This window comes from Oceanotoga sp. (assembly GCF_030445905.1).
GTDB classification, from domain to species: Bacteria; Thermotogota; Thermotogae; order Petrotogales; family Petrotogaceae; genus Oceanotoga; species Oceanotoga teriensis.
Genome location: NZ_JASUSU010000027.1, coordinates 15234 through 35980, shown reverse-complemented (window position 1 = coordinate 35980; position 20747 = coordinate 15234). Strand labels below are relative to the sequence as shown.

Annotated in this window: 20 protein-coding genes and 1 pseudogene; 11 read left to right on the top strand and 10 right to left on the bottom strand. The window is 25.9% G+C overall.

Annotated elements, in window-relative coordinates:
* The 10 genes and pseudogenes from PWP28_RS08845 to PWP28_RS08800 all read right to left on the bottom strand — a co-directional run.
* A pseudogene (locus PWP28_RS08845) lies at positions 1 to 240 on the bottom strand (GNAT family N-acetyltransferase); the annotation flags it as partial.
* Between the two features lie 27 nt (positions 241 to 267).
* On the bottom strand, positions 268 to 804 hold the full coding sequence (locus tag PWP28_RS08840; RefSeq protein WP_308644599.1) for a hypothetical protein: 537 nt from the start codon (positions 802 to 804) through the stop codon (positions 268 to 270).
* Positions 741 to 1262, bottom strand: coding sequence for a hypothetical protein (locus PWP28_RS08835; RefSeq protein WP_308644598.1), 522 nt, complete (start codon positions 1260 to 1262; stop codon positions 741 to 743). Before PWP28_RS08835 ends, PWP28_RS08840 begins: the two co-directional genes overlap by 64 nt.
* Entirely contained in the window at positions 1255 to 2763 is a 1509-nt protein-coding gene (locus PWP28_RS08830; RefSeq protein ID WP_158274899.1) for a DUF4127 family protein, read from the bottom strand. Before PWP28_RS08830 ends, PWP28_RS08835 begins: the two co-directional genes overlap by 8 nt.
* Positions 2764 to 2778: 15 nt before the next feature.
* A complete protein-coding gene (locus tag PWP28_RS08825) occupies positions 2779 to 3606 on the bottom strand; it encodes a carbohydrate ABC transporter permease (RefSeq protein WP_109606186.1) in 828 nt (275 codons plus the stop codon).
* Positions 3593 to 4480 carry a carbohydrate ABC transporter permease gene (locus PWP28_RS08820; protein WP_109606184.1) on the bottom strand — a complete coding sequence of 296 codons (888 nt, stop codon included), beginning with the start codon at positions 4478 to 4480 and terminating at the stop codon, positions 3593 to 3595. The genes PWP28_RS08825 and PWP28_RS08820 overlap by 14 nt, the downstream gene beginning before the upstream one ends.
* 54 nt (positions 4481 to 4534) lie before the next feature.
* Complete coding sequence (locus tag PWP28_RS08815) at positions 4535 to 5779, bottom strand: sugar ABC transporter substrate-binding protein (protein WP_308644597.1); 1245 nt, start codon at positions 5777 to 5779, stop codon at positions 4535 to 4537.
* 12 nt (positions 5780 to 5791) lie between these two features.
* Positions 5792 to 7090, bottom strand: a complete 1299-nt coding sequence (locus PWP28_RS08810) for an FAD-dependent oxidoreductase (protein WP_308644596.1) — start codon at positions 7088 to 7090, stop codon at positions 5792 to 5794.
* A 12-nt stretch (positions 7091 to 7102) separates the two neighbouring features.
* On the bottom strand, positions 7103 to 7954 hold the full coding sequence (locus PWP28_RS08805) for a MurR/RpiR family transcriptional regulator (protein ID WP_158274898.1): 852 nt from the start codon (positions 7952 to 7954) through the stop codon (positions 7103 to 7105).
* On the bottom strand, positions 7951 to 9462 hold the full coding sequence (locus PWP28_RS08800) for a putative N-acetylmannosamine-6-phosphate 2-epimerase (protein WP_308644595.1): 1512 nt from the start codon (positions 9460 to 9462) through the stop codon (positions 7951 to 7953). Before PWP28_RS08800 ends, PWP28_RS08805 begins: the two co-directional genes overlap by 4 nt.
* A gap of 207 nt (positions 9463 to 9669) precedes the next feature.
* Here PWP28_RS08800 and eis point away from each other — a divergent pair, with 207 nt between their 5' ends.
* From eis to PWP28_RS08745, 11 genes are all read left to right on the top strand, one after another.
* Entirely contained in the window at positions 9670 to 10854 is a 1185-nt protein-coding gene (gene eis / locus PWP28_RS08795; RefSeq protein WP_308644594.1) for a GNAT family N-acetyltransferase, read from the top strand.
* 12 nt (positions 10855 to 10866) lie between these two features.
* Positions 10867 to 11607 carry an alpha/beta hydrolase family protein gene (locus PWP28_RS08790; protein WP_264149528.1) on the top strand — a complete coding sequence of 247 codons (741 nt, stop codon included), beginning with the start codon at positions 10867 to 10869 and terminating at the stop codon, positions 11605 to 11607.
* Between the two features lie 69 nt (positions 11608 to 11676).
* On the top strand, positions 11677 to 12924 hold the full coding sequence (locus PWP28_RS08785; protein ID WP_264149527.1) for a hypothetical protein: 1248 nt from the start codon (positions 11677 to 11679) through the stop codon (positions 12922 to 12924).
* Positions 12925 to 12945: 21 nt separating this feature from the next.
* Entirely contained in the window at positions 12946 to 13530 is a 585-nt protein-coding gene (locus PWP28_RS08780) for a DUF2179 domain-containing protein (protein WP_109606168.1), read from the top strand.
* Between the two features lie 61 nt (positions 13531 to 13591).
* A complete protein-coding gene (locus tag PWP28_RS08775; protein ID WP_308644593.1) occupies positions 13592 to 14548 on the top strand; it encodes an aldo/keto reductase in 957 nt (318 codons plus the stop codon).
* 183 nt (positions 14549 to 14731) lie between these two features.
* On the top strand, positions 14732 to 16225 hold the full coding sequence (locus PWP28_RS08770; protein WP_264149524.1) for a hypothetical protein: 1494 nt from the start codon (positions 14732 to 14734) through the stop codon (positions 16223 to 16225).
* A complete protein-coding gene (locus PWP28_RS08765) occupies positions 16215 to 17408 on the top strand; it encodes a hypothetical protein (RefSeq protein WP_308644592.1) in 1194 nt (397 codons plus the stop codon). Before PWP28_RS08770 ends, PWP28_RS08765 begins: the two co-directional genes overlap by 11 nt.
* Complete coding sequence (locus tag PWP28_RS08760) at positions 17405 to 18265, top strand: hypothetical protein (RefSeq protein ID WP_109606160.1); 861 nt, start codon at positions 17405 to 17407, stop codon at positions 18263 to 18265. The genes PWP28_RS08765 and PWP28_RS08760 overlap by 4 nt, the downstream gene beginning before the upstream one ends.
* Before the next feature lie 24 nt (positions 18266 to 18289).
* A complete protein-coding gene (locus PWP28_RS08755) occupies positions 18290 to 19306 on the top strand; it encodes a hypothetical protein (RefSeq protein WP_308644591.1) in 1017 nt (338 codons plus the stop codon).
* 175 nt (positions 19307 to 19481) lie between these two features.
* A complete protein-coding gene (locus tag PWP28_RS08750) occupies positions 19482 to 19916 on the top strand; it encodes a hypothetical protein (protein ID WP_109606157.1) in 435 nt (144 codons plus the stop codon).
* Between the two features lie 61 nt (positions 19917 to 19977).
* Positions 19978 to 20715, top strand: a complete 738-nt coding sequence (locus PWP28_RS08745) for a hypothetical protein (RefSeq protein ID WP_308644590.1) — start codon at positions 19978 to 19980, stop codon at positions 20713 to 20715.
* Positions 20716 to 20747: the final 32 nt, after the last annotated feature.

The window sequence follows — 20747 nt, the reverse complement described above, 5'->3', positions numbered from 1 at the left end:
AAATCCTATCATTTTCCCTTTTTCTATGTCTATTGCTATTAATATACTTACAGGATTATTTGAAAATGCGCTTTCTGCTTCACTTTTCCAATGTTCATTAAAATGTTTTTCTATCCATTTTGTTATTATATGTTTTTCTGGAGATATTGCTTTTCTTATCATTATTCCTTTTTTTAATAATTCATCTTTATATTCTTTTTTTTCTTCAAGATTGTATAGCTTTACTAACATATCTGGCATTTTTATCACTCCGTATAAATCACTATATTAATTTTTATCTTTTTTTATTATTTGAGTTATTATATTCCAAACTTTTTCAGGATTGTCAGATGATATTGATGAAATATGTTCACACCCTCTTATACCCCAAAATAATATATTTTCTATTCCTGATTCTTTTATCTTTATTACAGCATCTTCGATTTCATTTTCTCTTCCTTCTGGAACTTTAAATGATTGTATCCACATATGAGAATCTTTATTATATTTAATCGATAAAGATTTTATTTCATCACATGATTTTCCAACAAACTCTTGAACATTTTTATTCCAACCATACCAATATGGATCTGAACCGATATTACTAATAGTTTTCAAAGAAGATATTTGTTCATAATTATTTATTCCAGTTTCATAAGCTTCTTCCGGAACAAAACAAATTATATTATCTATTCCCAAACCTTTCGCAAAGTTTGTCATTTCTTTCAAGAATTCATTAATAACAATATTTCTATATGTTTTTATATCTTCATTAAATTTAGTTGGCATTTCATAGTTAAATATTTTATAAAATTTTTTCTGCATGTATCACATCTACAAGAAAATTCTTCTGGATATCTATTATAAGGTTCAAATATATAAAAATGTGGTTCATCCCAAAATATTTTATCAGCTCCTATAGCCTTACAACTCTTTATCCATTCTTTCATATAATTTCTAAACTTTTCAGAATTCAAACAAACTGATCCTAAACGTTCTTCTTTATTGCTGATTTGAGATTCTTCGATATTATTTTGTAAAAATCCTGAAAAAGCTTCACCACCAAAAATGCCTCCATATCCCCAAGGATCTAACCATACTTCATAACCTAATTCTTTTGAATCAGATACTATTCTTTTCATAGTATCTTTGTAAAAGAGAAAATCATTTTCAGAAAATGTATGTAAAACTATTTCAAATCCTATTTTTTTAAAATCTAAAAGATCTTTTTTTACATATTTCGGAATTCTATTACCAAAATAACTAAAACCATATTTAACCATTAATATCGCCCTTTTCTTTTAATTTAATTCCTATTTCAAAAGATCTATTCCAAGGAAACCATACTTCCATTTCCCATATCTGGTTCATATTATTTTCTACAATTTCTTTATAATCATTTAATTTTTCTTTTGAATAATCTATAGCCCATTTCTCGGCAGGAAGCAGTGTCCAAATATTACATCCATATTTTTTGGATTCTTCTCTTAGCTCTTGTCTAACATTAGATTGATATCCCCAATGCTCTATAAAAAATATCGCCTGTAATCTCTTCATTTTTGAAGTATCTAATTTCAAATATTTTTTACTCGCTAAAAATTGAATAATAGAATAAGCACATACTGTTCCTATAGTATTTCCTGGAGTATTCCATCCAGAATAATTTATTTTATCCCAATTTTTTACTTTTTTTAATAATTTTAATATTATTTCATCATCAGAACCATTTCCAAACCTTATATCACAAATACCTTTGATGTTTTTTTGTTGTATATAATTTAATAATTTGTTTTGATTATTATCATCAAATTTATAATCATTTTTATTATTTATATCTATATGTTGTTTTTTATCTGAATTATTTACAAGTAAAGTTATATCTCCTTGATTTTCAACAAAAATTCCCCCTGAAGATTTTATATGCTCTGCTAAACTTTCAAAGAGAGGAGTTCCTTCATATGGTGGTATCAAATGTTTATATTCAGGTTCTGAATATTTAATATCAAACATAGGTTTAACATTAAAATGATCTGTTAATGCTTTACTTAAAAGACTTAAAGAAGCTTCATCTGCACCTGGATGTATACTAACTTTTTCTTGCAAATTTTCTTTTAACACTTTTTCTTCATGGTATTTACTTTCGAGAACAGATAAGCTATTTTCTTCATTGTCATCTAAGGTTATGTTTAAAAAGTCTATAATATTTAATTTAACTAAATCTAATAATTTAGATATTATTTTGAAATTTCTATTTCTACGTATAAAAAAATCTTCTAAATACCATTCGGGTATATCATTTTTAAAATTCATGTTTTTATACACAGTATCATATTCATTTAATATATTAGGTTTATTTTCTGAAATTTTTAATGTCAAATCTCTTATTTTTTCACCCCAAAATTCCCAATAAACTGGTTCTTCATCATCAGAATTATATTTTGGAATTCTTGTAACTGAGGTAGAAATATAAATTTTACAACCTTTATTTTTTAAAGTTTCTAATATTTCAAGTTTTTCTAATAAAGTTTCATATTTTAATTTATTTATTCTCGAAGGTATCAATCCACCATGTAATAATGTATCTATACTTAAAATTAATATATCCCCATATTCAGAATTATCTAATAGCCATCTTTTTATAAAATCAGTATCTGCAGGAATTTTTTTATTTCCAAGATCTTTTTTATTTGGGGTTAAAACATTTATATTTACAGATTCTGCAAGTAATAAAAAATAATCTCTTGTACAAAATCTTTCATCTACTGGCAAATAAATTATTTTCATTGAATTATCCTCCATTTATTGTTTTACAGCACCTTTATATCCTTCAATAAAATATCTTTGAGTGAAGAAAAAGAAAACTAAAATAGGTATAGTTGCTATTACAATAGCTGCTGATATAGTTCTAAAATTTTGATTGAATTGCGTATTTAATTGTGATAATCCAACTTGTAAAGGAAATTTATTAGAGTCTTTTAATACTATCAAAGGCCATAAAAAACTATTCCAAAATGCAGCAAATGAAAAAATAGCTAAAGCAGAAGTTGCAGGTCTAACGAGTGGAAAAGTTATTTTCCACCAAACTTGAAATTCATTACATCCATCTATTCTCGCTGCATCCTCAAGTTCTTTAGGAACTGATAAATAATGCTGTCTCATCAAAAATATTCCAAATATACTAACAGCTCCTGGTAAAACAACTGAAAGATATGTATTATAAAGTTGAAGATTTAAAATAGTTATAAAATTTATAACTAAAGATCCTTCAACAGGTATTAACATTGGTAAAAGAATCAAATAAAAAATTAAATTTCTTCCTTTAAAATCAAGTCTTGCCAATGGGTATGCTGCCAAAGATGCTAAGATGACTTGAAAAGCTACACCTATAAAAGTTATTATTAAAGTATTTAAAAAATATTTTGCCATGGGAATAGCTGTAAAAACCTCAACATAATTTTTAATCGTAAAAGATTTAGGTATCAAATTTAAACCATTTCCAAAAATATCTTCTGCTCCTTTAAATGAAGTAGATAATACCCACAAAAAAGGAAATATGAAAAAAAGAGATAATAAAATCAACAAAATATATGTAAAAATCATTTTTTTAATTTTTTTATTTTTTTGCATCTTTTTCAACTCCTGTGCCAAAAAATTTAAAGTTAATTATGGCAAAAATAATCAATATTCCAGACAATATTATAGATAATGCTGAAGATCTACCAAATTTGTACTCGGTAAAAGCTAAATTATATACTTCAAATAATAGTGTAGATGTATTGGCTTTTCCTCCAGTTAAAAGAAATACCTCTTCAAAGATTTTAACTGCTGATATAGTAGACATCAAAAAAGCAAGGAGCATAGTTGGTTTTAGCAAAGGCATTGTAATTTTCCAAAATTGTTGTCTCTTGGTTGCCCCATCAATAGCGGCTGCTTCATACAATACAGAAGGAATATTTTGTAAACCAGCCATATATATAACCATATAATACCCTATACCTCTCCATAAAGTTACAAACATAGCACAATAAATAGCTGTTTTTTCATTTGTAAGCCAAGCTATTGGAGAATCTATAATATTGAAATTGATCAAAATATTATTTAAAATTCCATCCACATCAAAAATCCATCTCCAAGAAAGAGACACAATAACTGCTCCTGTAATTACTGGTACATAGAATAATGTTCTAAATAATTTCATTCCAGGAAGCTTTTGATTCACTAAAAGAGCCAATAATATCGCAAAAAATTGTATAAATGGAACTATTATCATATACTTTAATGTATTCAAAAGAGAAATATAAAAATATTTATAATTGAAAATAAATTTATAATTTTCAAAACCTACCCATTTAGTTTTATGTGTGAACATATTATAATCAGAAAAAGATAGAACAACACCCCTTATCATTGGATAATAAGTAAAAACTGCTAACAGTAATAAAGGAAGTACTAAAAAAGAAAAGGCAATTATATAAGTTTGTTTTTTTCTTGATATTTTCATATTAAAAACCTCCAAAAATCTTTTTAAAAAAGGATACCTTAAGGTATCCTTTTATTAATTAGCTAATATTTTATTACAATCTATCTCTGCTAATTTTAAAGCCTCTTCAGGTTCTATTTCATTTTTTATAGCTTTTATAAAATAATTTTCATTTAAGGTTCTTCTAAAACTATTATATTTATCTGCTGGAATATTGTGTAAAGTATTTAAATCTGTACCATATTTAAGACTTTTTGCTCCAACAATTTCTCCCTTTATTAAAATATCTTTATCTTCCATAGATTTAAAATATGGATCAGAATCAAGACTTATTTTAGTTGATGGAAGAACTGTTGCATATTTTGCAAACTGAACTTGCCAATATCCTGATGTAACCCAAAGAATAAAGTCAACTGCTTCTTCTTTTCTTTTTGAATTATAAGGAACTGTAAAATTCATAGGTGTAACTGGTATAATTTTTGCTTTTCCTAATGGTAATTGTGAAACTCCTATTTTTTCAACCATACTTGGATTATTTTGTTTTATACTTTTCAATTGTGAAATTCCAACAACAAACATCCCCAAATTATTTCCTGAAAATCTTTGAACAGCTGAAGAATAATCTCCTAAATCTTTAGGTAAATATCCTTTTTTATATAATCTATTATAGTATTCTAATAGTTCTAAAGCTTCTGAATTATTAAAAGCTGATTTTTTACCATCTTTTGTAACTAAAGGTATTCCATTTGTAAGAAGTAATTGATGTCCATCTGTAACTGTAGATAATGGATATGCATCTGTATTTTGTTTTATCTTTTCACAATATTCTTCTACTTCTTCCCAAGTTGTTGGAGGAGTATCTGGATCTAATCCAGATTTTTCAAAAATTTCTTTATTATATATCAAAACATTTGGTGTAGTATACCAAGGTACAGAGTATGTTTTTCCATCAACCATTCCTACTTCCCAAAGGTTTTCTAAATATCTATATTTTTCAACTTTTGATATATAATCATCAATTGGGCTTAAAGCTTCCATTCCAACTAAATCTAACATCCATTCGGAATTTAGATTAATAACATCAGGAGCATTTCCAGCTGCTATAGAAGCTGTTATTTTTTGCATGAATGCACTATAAGGAACATCGCTCCATTCAATTTCTATATTTGGATTTTTCTCTTCATAACTTTCAATTATAGAGTTTATATAATTATCAAATGTAGGACTCAAAGATATAGTCCAAAATTCAACTTTTGTTTTTCTCCCAAAAGCAAATAAACAAACTAAAACCAAGCATAATACTAACCCTAATTTTTTCATTATTTTACCCCCTTATAAATTAGATATACTATTTAAATTATTTATTATTTCATCTTTACTTATATATTCAAATTTTTTGTTTTCTTTTAAATGTATTCCTATAGCTACCGCAACTTTTTGTCCCATATCTGCACATGTTGGTTGAATTCTTGCCGCTGAATGACTTTCAAAATCAGAAGAAAATGTTTTTCCTGCCATACCAAGATTTTCTATATCTTTAGATAATAGAGATCTCAATGGGATTTCATAAAAATCATTATATATAGGTACAAACTTTTTTTCTTTTTCATCTATTTTTTTATCTTTTTTATGTATATCAACGCCATAACATCCTTTTACAATACCATCTTTAAATTTTTTATATTCAAGAACATCTTCTTTTTTGAATATATATTTTCCAATTATTCTTCTACTCTCTCTTATTCCAATTTCTGGTGCTATTTTTTCTAAATATGAATTTTCAAAACCTTTTACATATTTTTTAGCGAAAGAATATATATTATATGCATAAATAGTTCCATTTAAAGTTGATTTTGATAGATCAGAAGGATTTATTGAATTGTGAGATAAATCCATTGAATTTACACTAACTCTATTACCATGAGGTAATTGGACATAAAAAAATAAATCATTTGGTAAATCCATTCCATCTTTTCTAGCTTGATTTATTTCTTTAAAATATCCTGCTACAGAAATAACTTTCATTTCATAACCAACCCAAGCTAAAAAATTTTCTTTATTTTGTTTAACATCATTGCGTATTTTTTCAAAATCTACTCCACCTATTACAAACATTGTAGTAACAGCTTGATTTTCTTTTGAATCATTTCCTATTAATAAATCACATTTACTTTTTAATCCCAAAACAGAATCTCCAGAACAATCGATAAAAAATTTAGCATTTATATTAATTTTTTCTCCATTATTATGTCTCAATAAAATATTTTCTATTTTATTATTTGATATAAAAACATCTTCTAAAATTGTGTTGAATAAAACTGTTAAATTTTTCTCATTTAAAACCATCTTATTCATAGCAACTTTCATCAACTCTGAGTCAAATGTATTTTCAAAAGAACCGCCTAAATCATCAATTTTTTTATTTAACTGTTCAAAAATATTTCCAACCAAATATTCTTCATCGATCCAATATTTCATATATGGATTAACTAATCCATTTGTTGCCATCCCACCCAAAGAAGATGTTTTTTCTATTAATAAAGTATTTAATCCCATTCTTGATGATGCAATAGCAGCATGAAAACCTGAAATACCTCCACCTAAAACAACAATATCGTATTTATTATTCATGTATTCACCCCATCAATATAATTTGTTAACTACAGCTTTTGCAGTTTCTTGACCTGCTTTTTGAGCTTTTTCAAATTCAACTGAACTTAAAATTGCTGTTAATATTTCAACTGCATATATTTGAGCAACTATAGAACGACCAGCACTTGTTTTTACGGGATTTTCTTTTGAAAATGTTTGTATAACTGTATCTGAAAATTTAGTAATTGGTGAATTAACATGATCAGTAATACAAACGGTCGTAGCACCATGTTTTTTGGCAATAGTTAAAGAATCAACTATATCTATAGTAGAACCCGATTGAGATATTCCTATTGCAAGATCTCCTGTTTTCATAGTTGCAGCAGATATCGCTTGCATATGAGGATCTTCAATAGAAAAAGCAGCAAACCCCATTCTTGTTAATTTATAATTTAAAACCTTCGCAACAGCATTTGAAGATCCAACTCCATATATTTCTATTCTTTTTGCAGATCTTATAAAATTTACTGCATTTATATACTTGGATATATCTGTTATTGATGTTGTACTTTCTATAGCTCTAATTATTCCAAGTTCTACTTTTTTAACTATATCCTCAGGTAATTCATCTTTATTAACTGTAGTATCTATATCTTCATAATTTTTTAAACTTTCATTATCAGAGGCTATTGAGAGTTTAAAATCTTGAAATGAATCAAATCCTATTTTTTTAACAAACCTTATTATTGTGGCTTCACTAACTTTACTGACATTTGAAAATTCACTGACAGTCATATTTATAACTTCAATTCCATTTTTCAAAACATATTCTGCAACTTTCTTTTCTGAAGATGTAAGGGTTTCTTTTCTTGATTCAATTATTGATACTATTTTTGAAGTCATAATTCTTCCTCCCATTTTTCAAATGAATAAACTGCCGCTCCATAAGCACCTGCAAGTTCTCCAACATTAGAATAAAAAATATTTTCTTTATTTATTTCACTCAAATTTCTATATTTTTCATTTATTAGATTTATTAAAAACTCACCATATCTCGGAAGAACTCCCCCTATATAAACTTCTTCAAAATCTATAGTGTTTTTAACAACATCTATAAGCCAAGCCATTTTTTCTGAATAATCATCAAAAATTTTATCTTTTTGCTCTGTATTTTCTTCCAAATTTTTCCATAGATTTTTTCCAGATAATAAAGTTTCTATACAACCATTTTTTCCACATGTACATGGTCTATTATTCATAGGATAAATAATATGCCCTATTTCTCCTGAATTACCATTCACGCCATTACAAATCTTCCCATCTATTATTATTCCACTTCCAATACCAGTTCCAACTGTTATATACAATAAATCTTTTTTTGTTTGAAGGTATTGAGAATAAGCTGCAAAATTAGCATCATTACTTACATTTACATCTAAACTGTATTTTTTCTCAAATACCTCTTTTAATTTCATCCCAATCCAGTCAGGAAGATTTTTACTTGCAAATATTATTTCACCATTTTTTACATTTACCCGTCCAGCTGTGGCTATTCCCAAGAATTTAGTATTTTTATCTATATATTTATCTGTAAGTTCAAATAATTTCTTTAAAATTAATTCTTTTGTTTCTGGGGTTTTTACAATCTCTTTATCTAGTATTTCTTTTTTTGAATTTAATTTTATTATTCTTATATGTGTACCACCGAGATCTATTCCTATAGAGTTAAAATCATTTAAAACATTTCTTATAGCTCTATTAAATCTATCAGTTATTTGTTGTGGTCTTGTGATTGCCCCACCAACGACAACTGAATAAGCACCATTTAATATTGCTTGCCTTGCTTGTTTTGGATATACATAATTTCCTTCAGCGATAACTGGAATATTTGTTATTTTTACTATCTCTGATATCAAATTAAGATCTGGTTTATCACGGTTTTTAGTATAAGATGTATATCCTGAAAGTGTTGTAGATATATAATCGGGATTTAATTTGACAACTTCTTTAGCTTCTTTTAAATTTGAAATATCAGCAACTATTCCCAATCCTTCATATGTATTTCTTATATGTTCAAATAATTCTTTCAAAGGTTCTGGTCTTTCTCTGTCTGTACAATCTATTGCTACAAAATCAGCTCCAGCATTTACAAGTTCATCTATATCTTTTTTTCTTATAGTTATAAAAGCTCCATTAGATTTTCTATCTTTTGTTATTCCTATAATAGGTAAACTTACTTTTTTTCTTATTTCATAAACATCTTTTGCTGTAAGTGCTCTTATACCAATCGCCCCGGATATTTCTGCCGCATATGCAAGTAATGCCATATTCTCTGAACCATATAAAGGTTCATTCTTTTCGGCTTGACATGATACAATTAATCCACGTTTTAATTTTTTTGAACTATGCAATTTATAATCCTCCATTTCAGCACTCATTTCTATATTGTAATTTTATTTCAGTTTTTAATTATTTTTTTGAAATATTATTTCAATTTTATTATATTATTAAGGAATGTTTTTTCAAAACTTATTTAATGGTAATCAGTTTTAAATATTCAGATTTATCTTTAATGAGATTTGTTTTTTTTCGTTTTTCTTAATATAATTATTATGGAGGTGATTAATATTTTAAACTTTAAAATTTTAGACAATAAAAAAGATTTGAAAAAATTTGTAGATATAGCTGCTTTTTCTTTTTCAATACCTATAAGTGAAAAAGAAAAATATTTAGAAAGACATGAATCTCTTTTTGAAGAAGGAAAAAAATATTGTACTGCATTTGATGAAAGTAAATTGATTTGTGGATTTAATATACATGATTTAAATATGACTTTTAGAGGCGCTCCCATGAAAACCGGAGGTATTGGAGATGTATGTTCAAGGAATGATTGTAGGGGAAAAGGTGGAATTTCTTTCGTTTTTGATAATGCATTAAAATATATGAAAGAAAATAATTTTATACTATCTGCACTGTATCCCTTTAATTTTAATTTTTACAGAAAATATGGATATGAAATATTCACTGATTCAACATCATATGATATATCTTCTTCAACACTTTATTTTGAAAAAAATAATGAAGATATAATTATAGAAGAAATGGACTTTCCTGATGAAGAAACAAAAATTTATTATAATGAATTTGCTTCAAAAAATTATAATCTCGTACAAAGAGATGATATAAATTGGAAAAACTCACTTAGAAACTTTTTTTCAACTGAAATAAAAAGTGGTATTGTAAAGTTCAAACAAAATAATCTGATGAAAGGTTTAATAAGATATTTTTATAAAAATATAAATGGAAAAAATAAGTTAGTAATAAAAGATTTAATATTTTCTGATGAAAATATTAAGAAAAGTATTTTTTCATATATTAAATCTTTAAGTTATCAGATTTCAGATCTCAGTATTCTAGTACCTTCTGACTTCTTAATATGGCCTTATTTGGGAGACTATCCAAAACAGAAAACATCTGGTGGTAATTGTATGATAAGAATAATCGATATTGAAAAATTAAATGATATCAAATTCATTTCTCAAGATACTTCTATAAATATTGAAATAATAGATCATAATTGTTCTTGGAATAATGGAATATGGTCTTTAACAGTAAATGATAATAGATTATATATAGAAAAAACTTCAAAAGCACATATAAAAACAGATATTGGAACACTTTCATCAATACTAAGTGGCTTTACAAACATAAAAGATATGATAAGTGTAAAGCGTATAGAAACAATAGATTATAATGATCAAGATTTCAATTTATATAATACTTTTATAAGTGAACCATTCTAAGGAGTGAATTATATGGCTTTTATACAGTGTAATTTTGCAAGTGAATGCATAGGTATTCAAACTCAAATATATGCAGTAATTCCAGAAGATAATAATTACAAAAAAATTAATTATCCAGTTTTATATCTTTTACATGGATTATCAGATAATAATACCATGTGGATGAGAAAAACATCTATAGAAAGATATGCATCAGAAAAAGGTATTGCAGTGATAATTCCAGATGTTCATAGAAGCTTTTATACGAATACAAAATATGGAATGCGTTATTGGGACTATGTTTCAGATGAATTAATAAAATTTACAAGAAAAATGTTTCCCATTTCAGAAGAGCCTAATTATAATTACGTTGCTGGCCTTTCAATGGGTGGTTATGGAGCATTTAAACTCGCATTGAGAAAACCTCATTTATTTTCTAAAGCTGCTTCTTTATCTGGAGCTTTAAATGTTTTAGGAAAATATGATTATTTTGATGAGAATAAAGAACTTTTAAGTATTTTTGGTTCAAAAAATGAATTTAATAAAAACGAAAATGATCTATTTACAATAATAGATAATAATATAAATAAAAATATAAAAATGCCCGATTTATACCAATGTTGCGGAACAGAAGATTTCTTATATTCAGATAATATAAAATTTAGAGATTTTTGTTTGGAAAAAAATATGAATCTAAAATATGAAGAAAGTTCAGGCGGACATTCTTGGGAATTTTGGGATAATTATATAAAAAAAATCGTTGAATGGCTATAATCTTATTTTAAGCTTTATCATGTTAAAATTGATATGTTATATTAATTTAATTTTCAGGGGGCTGAAACAATGATTTTAATAAAAAAAAGGAAAGATATTCTAAAAAATTTGCAAATAAAATTTGATAATGGAATACAAAATTATATATTAGTTCAAGAAATTAAAAATATTTTATTATTTTATGATATAAAAATGACAAAGATATCTGAAAAAATGCTCATAAATAAAAATTATTGTAAAAATGATTCTATAAAAGCTTATTATAATCTTGCTGTTTCTTTGTATAAAGAATCTAACTTTTATGCTGAATTCAACAATAATAAAACATTTATAGACTTAAATAAATTAAACTATATAGACAAGACATTAGAAAATATCCCTCAAAAACTAAATTGTGATATATTAAGCAAAAAAAGTGATAAAGAATTATTCTTAAAAAAATTAAAAATTATATCCGATGAAAAAAATATAATAGATTTTATTCTTTTGAGTTATATAATCACTCTATATTATAACCCTTATAAAGACAGATCTATAATGATTATGAATATATTTATCAATTCAATACTTTATTCAAAAGGATATACAAGTGTTTATTTGAACTTAAAAAATAAAAAAAATGTTTTCAAAAATTTAAATGAAATAATTAAAAATTTGAAAAATAATGATGAAAATATTTTAGAAATTAAAGAATTACCAGAATATAAAACTTTAAAAAATGAATTATACTATACATTAATAAATTCCTTAAATCATTTTATATGTTCTTTTGAAAAAGAGTTTATATGTATAGATGATTTTGGATTGGATGAAAACTTTAAAAATTCCGACTTAAAAGAACTTTTTAATAATGGGTTTTTTATAGGCTTTCCAAAAAACAAATCTATAAAATTGTCCAAAAAATACATAAGTTTATTTCATAAAGAAATAGAAGAAATTCAACAAAATAGTAATCTCTTAAACTTCAAAAATTTTCAAAAAGCTTTTGAGAAGTCTTTAGAAATATGTTTAAAAAATAATTATAATATATTAGATTTGGCTGTTGAAAATAAAAATATATTAAAAGAACTGAATCTCAAAGAACTCAACAAAAAATCTTTAATAGAAAATGGTTATGCTGTAATAAACAAAAATGGTAAAAAACTTAAAATAAATACAATATCTAAAAGAAGTAATAAACATAGCAGTAAAATGGTTTTAAGCTATAAGGTTTCTCCCACATATCTTTCAAGAATTAAAAAATACTATTCAAATATAGTTTTAATACCAAAAAATATAGATGAAGAAGATAATTCTTTGTTCTTAAATAACTTTTAAATTTTTCGGGAGGAATTAAAAATGGAAGAGTTTTTGAGTTCTGAAATATTCAAATGGGTTTTAATGCCTTTGATAATCTTTTTTGCAAGAATATTAGATGTTTCGCTCGGAACAACAAGAATAATAATGATTTCAAAGGGAAAGAAAGAACTTGCAATGCTCATAGGATTTTTTGAAGTAACAATATGGTTACTGGTAGCAGGAAAGGTAATACAAAGTGTAGATAATATATTATACGTAATTGCTTATGCAGGTGGATTTGCCGCTGGAAGTTATATAGGTGTTGTTATAGATGAAAAACTCGCAATAGGAACAGTTGCCACAAGAATTATAACTCTTGTCGATCCAACTGAATTGATAAAAAAATTAAGTGAGTCTGGATTTGGAGTAACAAAAGTTGAAGCTACAGGTTCAAGAGGAAATGCTCATATAATATACAGTATAATGCATAGAAAGAAATTACATGAATTTGAAGAAATTGCTAAAAAATACGTTCCAAAAGCATTTATTTCAGTAGAAGATATAAGAAGCGTTAAAGATGGTGTTTTTCATCCAATGGATACAATTTCATTTAGAAAAGCATCTCCAACAAGAAAATCGAAATAAATCCGACTCAAAATGTTATAATAAAATTAGTTAGTATAACTAATCAAAAGGAGGGATTATTTTGAAATATAACAAACTTGGTAAATCGGGGTTGAAAGTAAGTGAAATTTCATTTGGTTCATGGCTCACATTTGGAAATCAATTAGATACTCAATTAGTTAAAGATACTATGAAAGAAGCTTTTAAAAATGGTGTAAATTTTTTTGATAATGCAGAAGCATATGCCAATGGATTATCAGAATCTCTGATGGGTCAAGCTTTAAAAGAATATAGAAGAGAAGATTTAATAATATCGACAAAAATATTTTGGGGTGGGAATGGACCAAATGATAAAGGATTATCAAGAAAACATATTTTAGAAGGAACTTGGAATTCATTAAAAAGATTACAATTGAACTATGTAGATTTGATATTTTGTCATAGACCAGATCCAGATACTCCAATTGAAGAAACAGTTTATGCTATGAATTATGTAATAAACGAAGGTCTTGCTTTTTATTGGGGAACTTCTGAATGGAGTGCAGATCAAATAGAACAAGCTTTTGAAATTGCTGAAAAAAGAAATTTAATAGCTCCTACCATGGAACAACCTCAATATAATATGTTTGTGAGAGATAAAGTAGAAAAAGAATTTTTAGATTTATTCGAAAAATATCATCTCGGTACAACTACATGGAGTCCTCTCGCAAGTGGCTTATTAACTGGAAAATATAATGATGGAATACCAGAAAATTCTCGCCTTAATAAGTTTAAAGATGTTCAAGAATATTTAAAAAGTAATGGTTTATTTTCAGATGAAAACATAGATAGATTAAAAAAACTTGACAAAATAGCCAAAAACATAGATGCTACGATGGCACAACTCGCAATAGCTTGGATATTAAAAAATCCAAATGTTAGTACAGTAATAACTGGTGCAAGTAGTGTAAATCAAGTAAAAGAAAACATTAAATCAGTAGAAATAAAAGAAAAACTCACTGATGATATAATGAATGAAATCAAAAATATCTTAAAATAGCAGTTTTCACGAACTGCTATTTTTTTTGTAAATGTTACATTTAAATTTTAATATTAAATAATTAAAATTTCTATAAATTAACATATCAAATGAATATTTAATTTTTTTAAATGATTTTTAATTTAAAAAACATATTTATGATATAATCTTATATAGATATTTACATTTTAGGAGGGGTCTTAAATGAAAAAAAGTTTTATAATTCTCATCATAGCAATTATTTATTCAGTTGCTTTTGCAATAGGTGTAGAACCACTTTCAAAAGAATTATCTGTTAAAAATGGAGAAAAAATAGAAGAAACTATTAAAATAGATCCAGAATTATCAGATAAAAACATAAAACTCGAACTATACGAATTAATACAAGCTTCTAATGGAGAATTTAATTTCATAAAAAAGCCTGATGATTTAATGCCTTATTCATCATGGATAGACTTTCCAAAAGAAGCTCTAATATCTGCTGGGCAAAAAACTTTAATACCAGTAAAATTTAATATTCCAATAAATGCAAAGGCTGGAACTTATAACTTTGTAATAATGATAACTCCACAAGAAAATTTAGACCCAACACAAATAGGAATTATAATGAGATATGCCATAAGATTTACTTTAAATGTTGGAGGTATAGGTTATAAAAAGATGGATTTATCTGCAATAGAAATATCACCAGACACAAATAAAAAGCCTACAATATTGGCAACACTTACAAATACTTCAGACTTTGATTTAAAAACTTCCATAAATGCTATTTTAAGAGATGATAATGGTAAAATAATCGAAAAACTTCCTTTAAAATCTTCATATATGGATAAAAATGACAAAAATTATCAAAAAATTTTACAAGGAAATTCTATATATTTTTATGGCCAACCAAAGTATTTATTATCTTCTGGAAACTATAAAATAAATCTTTTTGTTAGCTATGATGATAAACAAAAAATCTATACTTCAAATATAAATATACCCGATAATATATTTAAGTTTGCCTCTGGAGAAGAATTATCTTTAAGATTAGATCAAAATTTGTACACATATAAAATGTTCCCAGGAACATCAAAAACAACAGTAGTTAATACAGAAAATATGAGTAATTACGATACTATAGTGAGGGCAACTTATAAAGATTTTGGTGGATTGAGTATAGATCGCTCAATAAATCAATGGGTAGAAATAAAAGGACAAAATCCTTTTGAGCTCAGAAATAAAAGAAAATCAAGAGTTATAGTAACTTTAAAAACTACAAAAGAGGCTTCACCTGGTGCTTACTATGGAAAGATAGAATTAGATTCTTTTAACAAGGAAACAGGTAAATACTTAACAAGTGAAGATGTAAGTCTTGAAATATTAATAGGAGAAGCTACAAGAGAAGCTACTATAAGTGGATTTACTTATGTAAACTTAGAAGATAATGGATCAGTATCTTTTAAAGTAGAAAATATTGGAGATAGATTCATACTTCCAAAAGCAACTATAAATATTCAAAACTCTGAAAGAGTTTTAGTGGCAAGTTTTGATGCACTTCCTATAGAAGAAAACAAATGGTTATTACCAAATGATTATATGATATTAACAGGAGATACTCCGAAACTCGAACCTGGAGAATATTTTTATAATATATCTTTAAAACATGATAATAAAGGTTTAGACAATATTGGTGGTGTTTTAAATGTCGAATAGAGCTTTTTTTATAATAATATTATTACTTTTAAATATAATGATATTTTCTGATGTTGCTCCATTAGAAAATTTTAACCCAAAACAATCAGAAGATAGCTCTGATCTGATATCTATAACATTTTATAACACTGAACTCACAGAAGCTTTGAATGAATTAGCTTTACAAACTGGAAAAACGATTTTGATGGATGAATATGTAGCAGGAATGATAACTGCAGACTTCTTAGATACACCTTTTGAAGAAGTTCTAAAAAAAATTCTTCTTCCTGGTGGATTTTCATTTAAAAAAATGGATGAAAAAACTTATTTTGTAGGAATTGCCGATCCAAGAAGTAAAACTTTTACTTATCTTGCTGAAAAAGAAGTGATGAAATTAAATTATATAGATACTCAAACTTTTTTACAACTTTTACCAGTATCTTATCAAACATATGCAAAAGTAAATCAATTAAATAATTCAATACTTTTTTATGCTCCAAAAGATATTTTAGATTATATAAAAGAAGTTCAAGATATGGTTGATATTAAAATACCAGATATAAAACTAAATATATATGCATTAGAAGTTGAAAAAAGAAATTATAACATTTTGAAAAGTAATCTATTCAAGTTGACCAATTTAGCAAATTCCGAATTTAAATTTGAGGATTCAAAGATAAAGTTAACAATACCTGATCTTCTTCAAACAGAAATTCAAATGTATGAAAGTAATCATATGGCAGATTTAATAACCAATCAATCATTGAATGTAAAATCAGGAAAGACTGTAAATATAGAAATAAAAGACAAAAAAAATCTTATAATAAGTTCATCAGACAATAAAAAAACAGTTAATACTCTTGATAGTGGGCTTGGTATAACTTTAACCCCTACATATTTTAATAAGAGAATTCAAATTGAATTTAAATCAAATTTTTCTAAAATTTCTGGTATAGATCAAACAAGTTTTAATACGAGTAATTCAATACTTGAAACAAAAGTAGATTTAAACCCTGATGAAGTACTTTTAATTGCCGATCTTGATTTAAATCAATTCTATAATACTCAAGCTGGAGTTGAAATCCTTCATACACTTCCAATAATAAGATTATTTTTCAGTGATGATGAAAAAATGGATTTAAATAAAAGATTGATGATTTTTTTAAGTGCTTCTATAGATTATTCTGGAGATGATCTAAATTGAAATTTAAAATTTTAATCATATCATTTTTAACTTTTACGATTATTGGAATTTCAAATTTAGTAAATTTTTCTATATACATAGAAAATAAAAATAATGAATCAAATATATTAAATGTATCTGTAGTTGAAGACTATGAATTAAAATTTAAAACTAATGGAGATTATAATTTTGATTTCAAAATAATGCCTTATAATGTCCAAAGAAACTCTCTTGATGTTAAATTTAGTATATCTGATGATAACTTGTTATTTGAAAATATTTTTACACTTCAAAAAAATGAAAGAAAAAAAGTTGCTTCATTAAACAATGATATAAATATATATATAAAAGCATTTGATATAGATTTATTTGAAAAGGGAGAAAAAATTTATAAAAATGAGGTTTTCATAAATTATTATGGAAATCCCTTAAAAAATAATGCATTTGATTTTGGATTAAACTATAATGATCTATTCAATATAAAAGGAATATATGAGAATGATAAAACATCTCTTGGCATAGGTCTTTATTATAATGAAGTTTTAATAATGGCAAAAATAAATGATAAAAGATTTTCAATAGATTTGGAAGATGAAGTAAAAATTAAAGATATTTCATTGTATGCAAAATTTACTCCCGTCTATTATGAAGAGGATAAATTTAATTTTATAAAAAACTTTTATTTTAAGAGCAAATTAAATCTCTTCAAATATGTAAATCTTGGAGGAGGATTTAATATACAAGCAGATTATTTTAATTATTTTATAAATATTGGAAGTCAATATAATTTCGAAGACTTTCAATTTTCAGGCGATATATATTATGATATAAAAAATAATGATTTTAATTTATCATTAAATATCGGATATATCTTTTAAATATTCATAAGCGGGGCGATTAAAATGATTTATGTTTACCTTTTTGGTGGATTAAGAATAAAAAATAATAATAAAGATATTAACTCTCTTGGTTCAAGAAAAGCTTTAGAATTATTTAAGTATTTAATAATAAACTCAAATCAAAAAGTTCCTTTATACAATATCTTTGAAACTTTTTGGGATGGTTTCGAAGAAGAAAATGCAAAAACAAATTTAAACTCCACTTTATACTTCATAAGAAAAAATTTAAAAATAGATAAAAAACAATTATACATAAATTTTAACTATTGTTTTTTTGACAGTAGTAAAATATACATAGATATAAAAGAATTTGAAAAGATATTAAAAAAACGTGATTTTAAAAGTCTTTTAGAAGCAGAAAAAATTTATAAAGGAGATCTATTACCAGAAAATGCCAACGATAGCTGGACATTCTCCAAGAGAGATAGTCTTAAAAAGCTTTATGTTGATACACTCTCATCATTGTCCGATTTATACTGTAAAAATCAAGAAAAAGAAAAGGCCTTAAATCTTCTAAATAAAGCTTTTTTGACGGATAATACAAGAGATGATATATGGTTAAAGTTAATGTCTACAAATCTTGAAAATGAAAACTTTATAGCGGCCCAGTCATTATATGATGAATATAAAGAAAAATTTAAAAACAAAGATTTTTCAATGCTTAGCAATAAAATAAACATGATAAATAAAAAGAATCATTCTAATACAGCTGTTTTAAATGGAGCTACAGTGCTTTCAGAAGAAGAATTTAATTTGATAGTAGAACTCGAAAAAAATAAAAGAACTATAGATTATTGTATAGTAATGATGAAGTTTCAGAATATTGAAGATATAAACTATGTCTTTGATTATATGGTAAAAAACATCAGAAAAGTTGATATAATGATGAAAAAAGAAAATAATATATATATTCTTTTCAGAGAAATAAAAGAATTAGAATCTTCAAAGAAATCAATTTCAGAAAAAATACATAAATCTTTGAATTTTTTCAATAAAAAATACGATTTATTTTTCATATGATCCAAAACCCTTTATAGATGCTCTAAAAAAGAGCATCTTTTTTTTAGCATTCTTTTATTAAGCTTTTATTTTTTCTTGATTATGTATATATCATTCTTTCATTGTCATAGAATATAATTTTAGTGTAAAAGATAACGAGGGCTATGAGGCTCTAAAATTAAAGGGGGATTTCCTAATGAAAAAAGCATTGGTATTTGTATTCGCAGTTTTAATGATGGTTTCTATGGCATTTGCAGCAAGTTCTGCAAGTATTGAAGTACCTGTAAAGGTATCCGTTGCAAGACACGTTGAAATTAATTTTGATGAAAATGATGCTTTCAACTTTATGTACAATCCAGATGAAACAGTTAATGACGTATTAGAAGATACAGTAGCTATAGATGTTAAATCAAATTATGGTTATTCTTTACTCGCTTCTTATGATGCTCCAGCTGAAGATTGGTATGTTAATCATTCATTAACTTTTGACTCTTCAACAGGTTCATGGGGAGAAAAGGTTCATAATTTAACAATGACAATGGAATTCAATCAAGCTTGGACAGGTTATTCTGCATTCGCTGAAACTAATAAAGGTACTGTATTAGTAACAGTTACTGCTGATAGTTTCTAATTCTCACAATCAATCAAAGGGGGAATCTTCCCCCTTTTTTTCAAAAGGATGGTGAAATGATATGAAAAAAATATTATTGGCAGTAATGATAATTTCTATAAGTTTATTCGTATTTTCAAATTCAGATAATTCATTGAATATAGATGTAAATGTAGAAGTACAATCTCATGTAACTCTTACCACAAATGATCCAGTTATGGGTGACAACCAAACAGACTGGAGTACTTATGAAGACTATGATAGATGGCTTACAAACAATGATTGGGGATTTAACCAAAGTAATTATCCAGTAATCCAACCTAATGTTTATAACCAGTATTATTTCTTATTTAACAGAACACCTATATCAATAAATTCAAACAATGCAGTTTCAGTAAAAACTTGGTTCGAAGTAAATCCAGAAGCTGTTAACCCAGATTTCTATAATGATGATCAAGACTATCCAGATTATGAATCATGGGGAATAGATGTAATAGATCCTACATCACAAGATGCATTTACAACTGGTGTACAAACAGGACTTGCAGCTTTTGTTGCTATGTATAGACCTGCAGGATCTCTTTTAAATTCAAACAAAACAGGTCCTTTTCTTGGAGGATATTTACCTGTTTTTCAAAATCCTGATGTTTTAGGAACTACAGAACCAGAATCACCTTTAGCTTACTCAAGTTCTAATGGTGTAATCAATTTGTATTATGATGTAGTTGTAAAATTAGATCAAGACAATAGATTTGCTTTACAAGCAGGAGAAAATATAACTCTTGGCTGGATAAATGTTATTGTAGCAGCCGAAGATTAATAAAGAATTACCCAGTATATCCCGCGCATTAT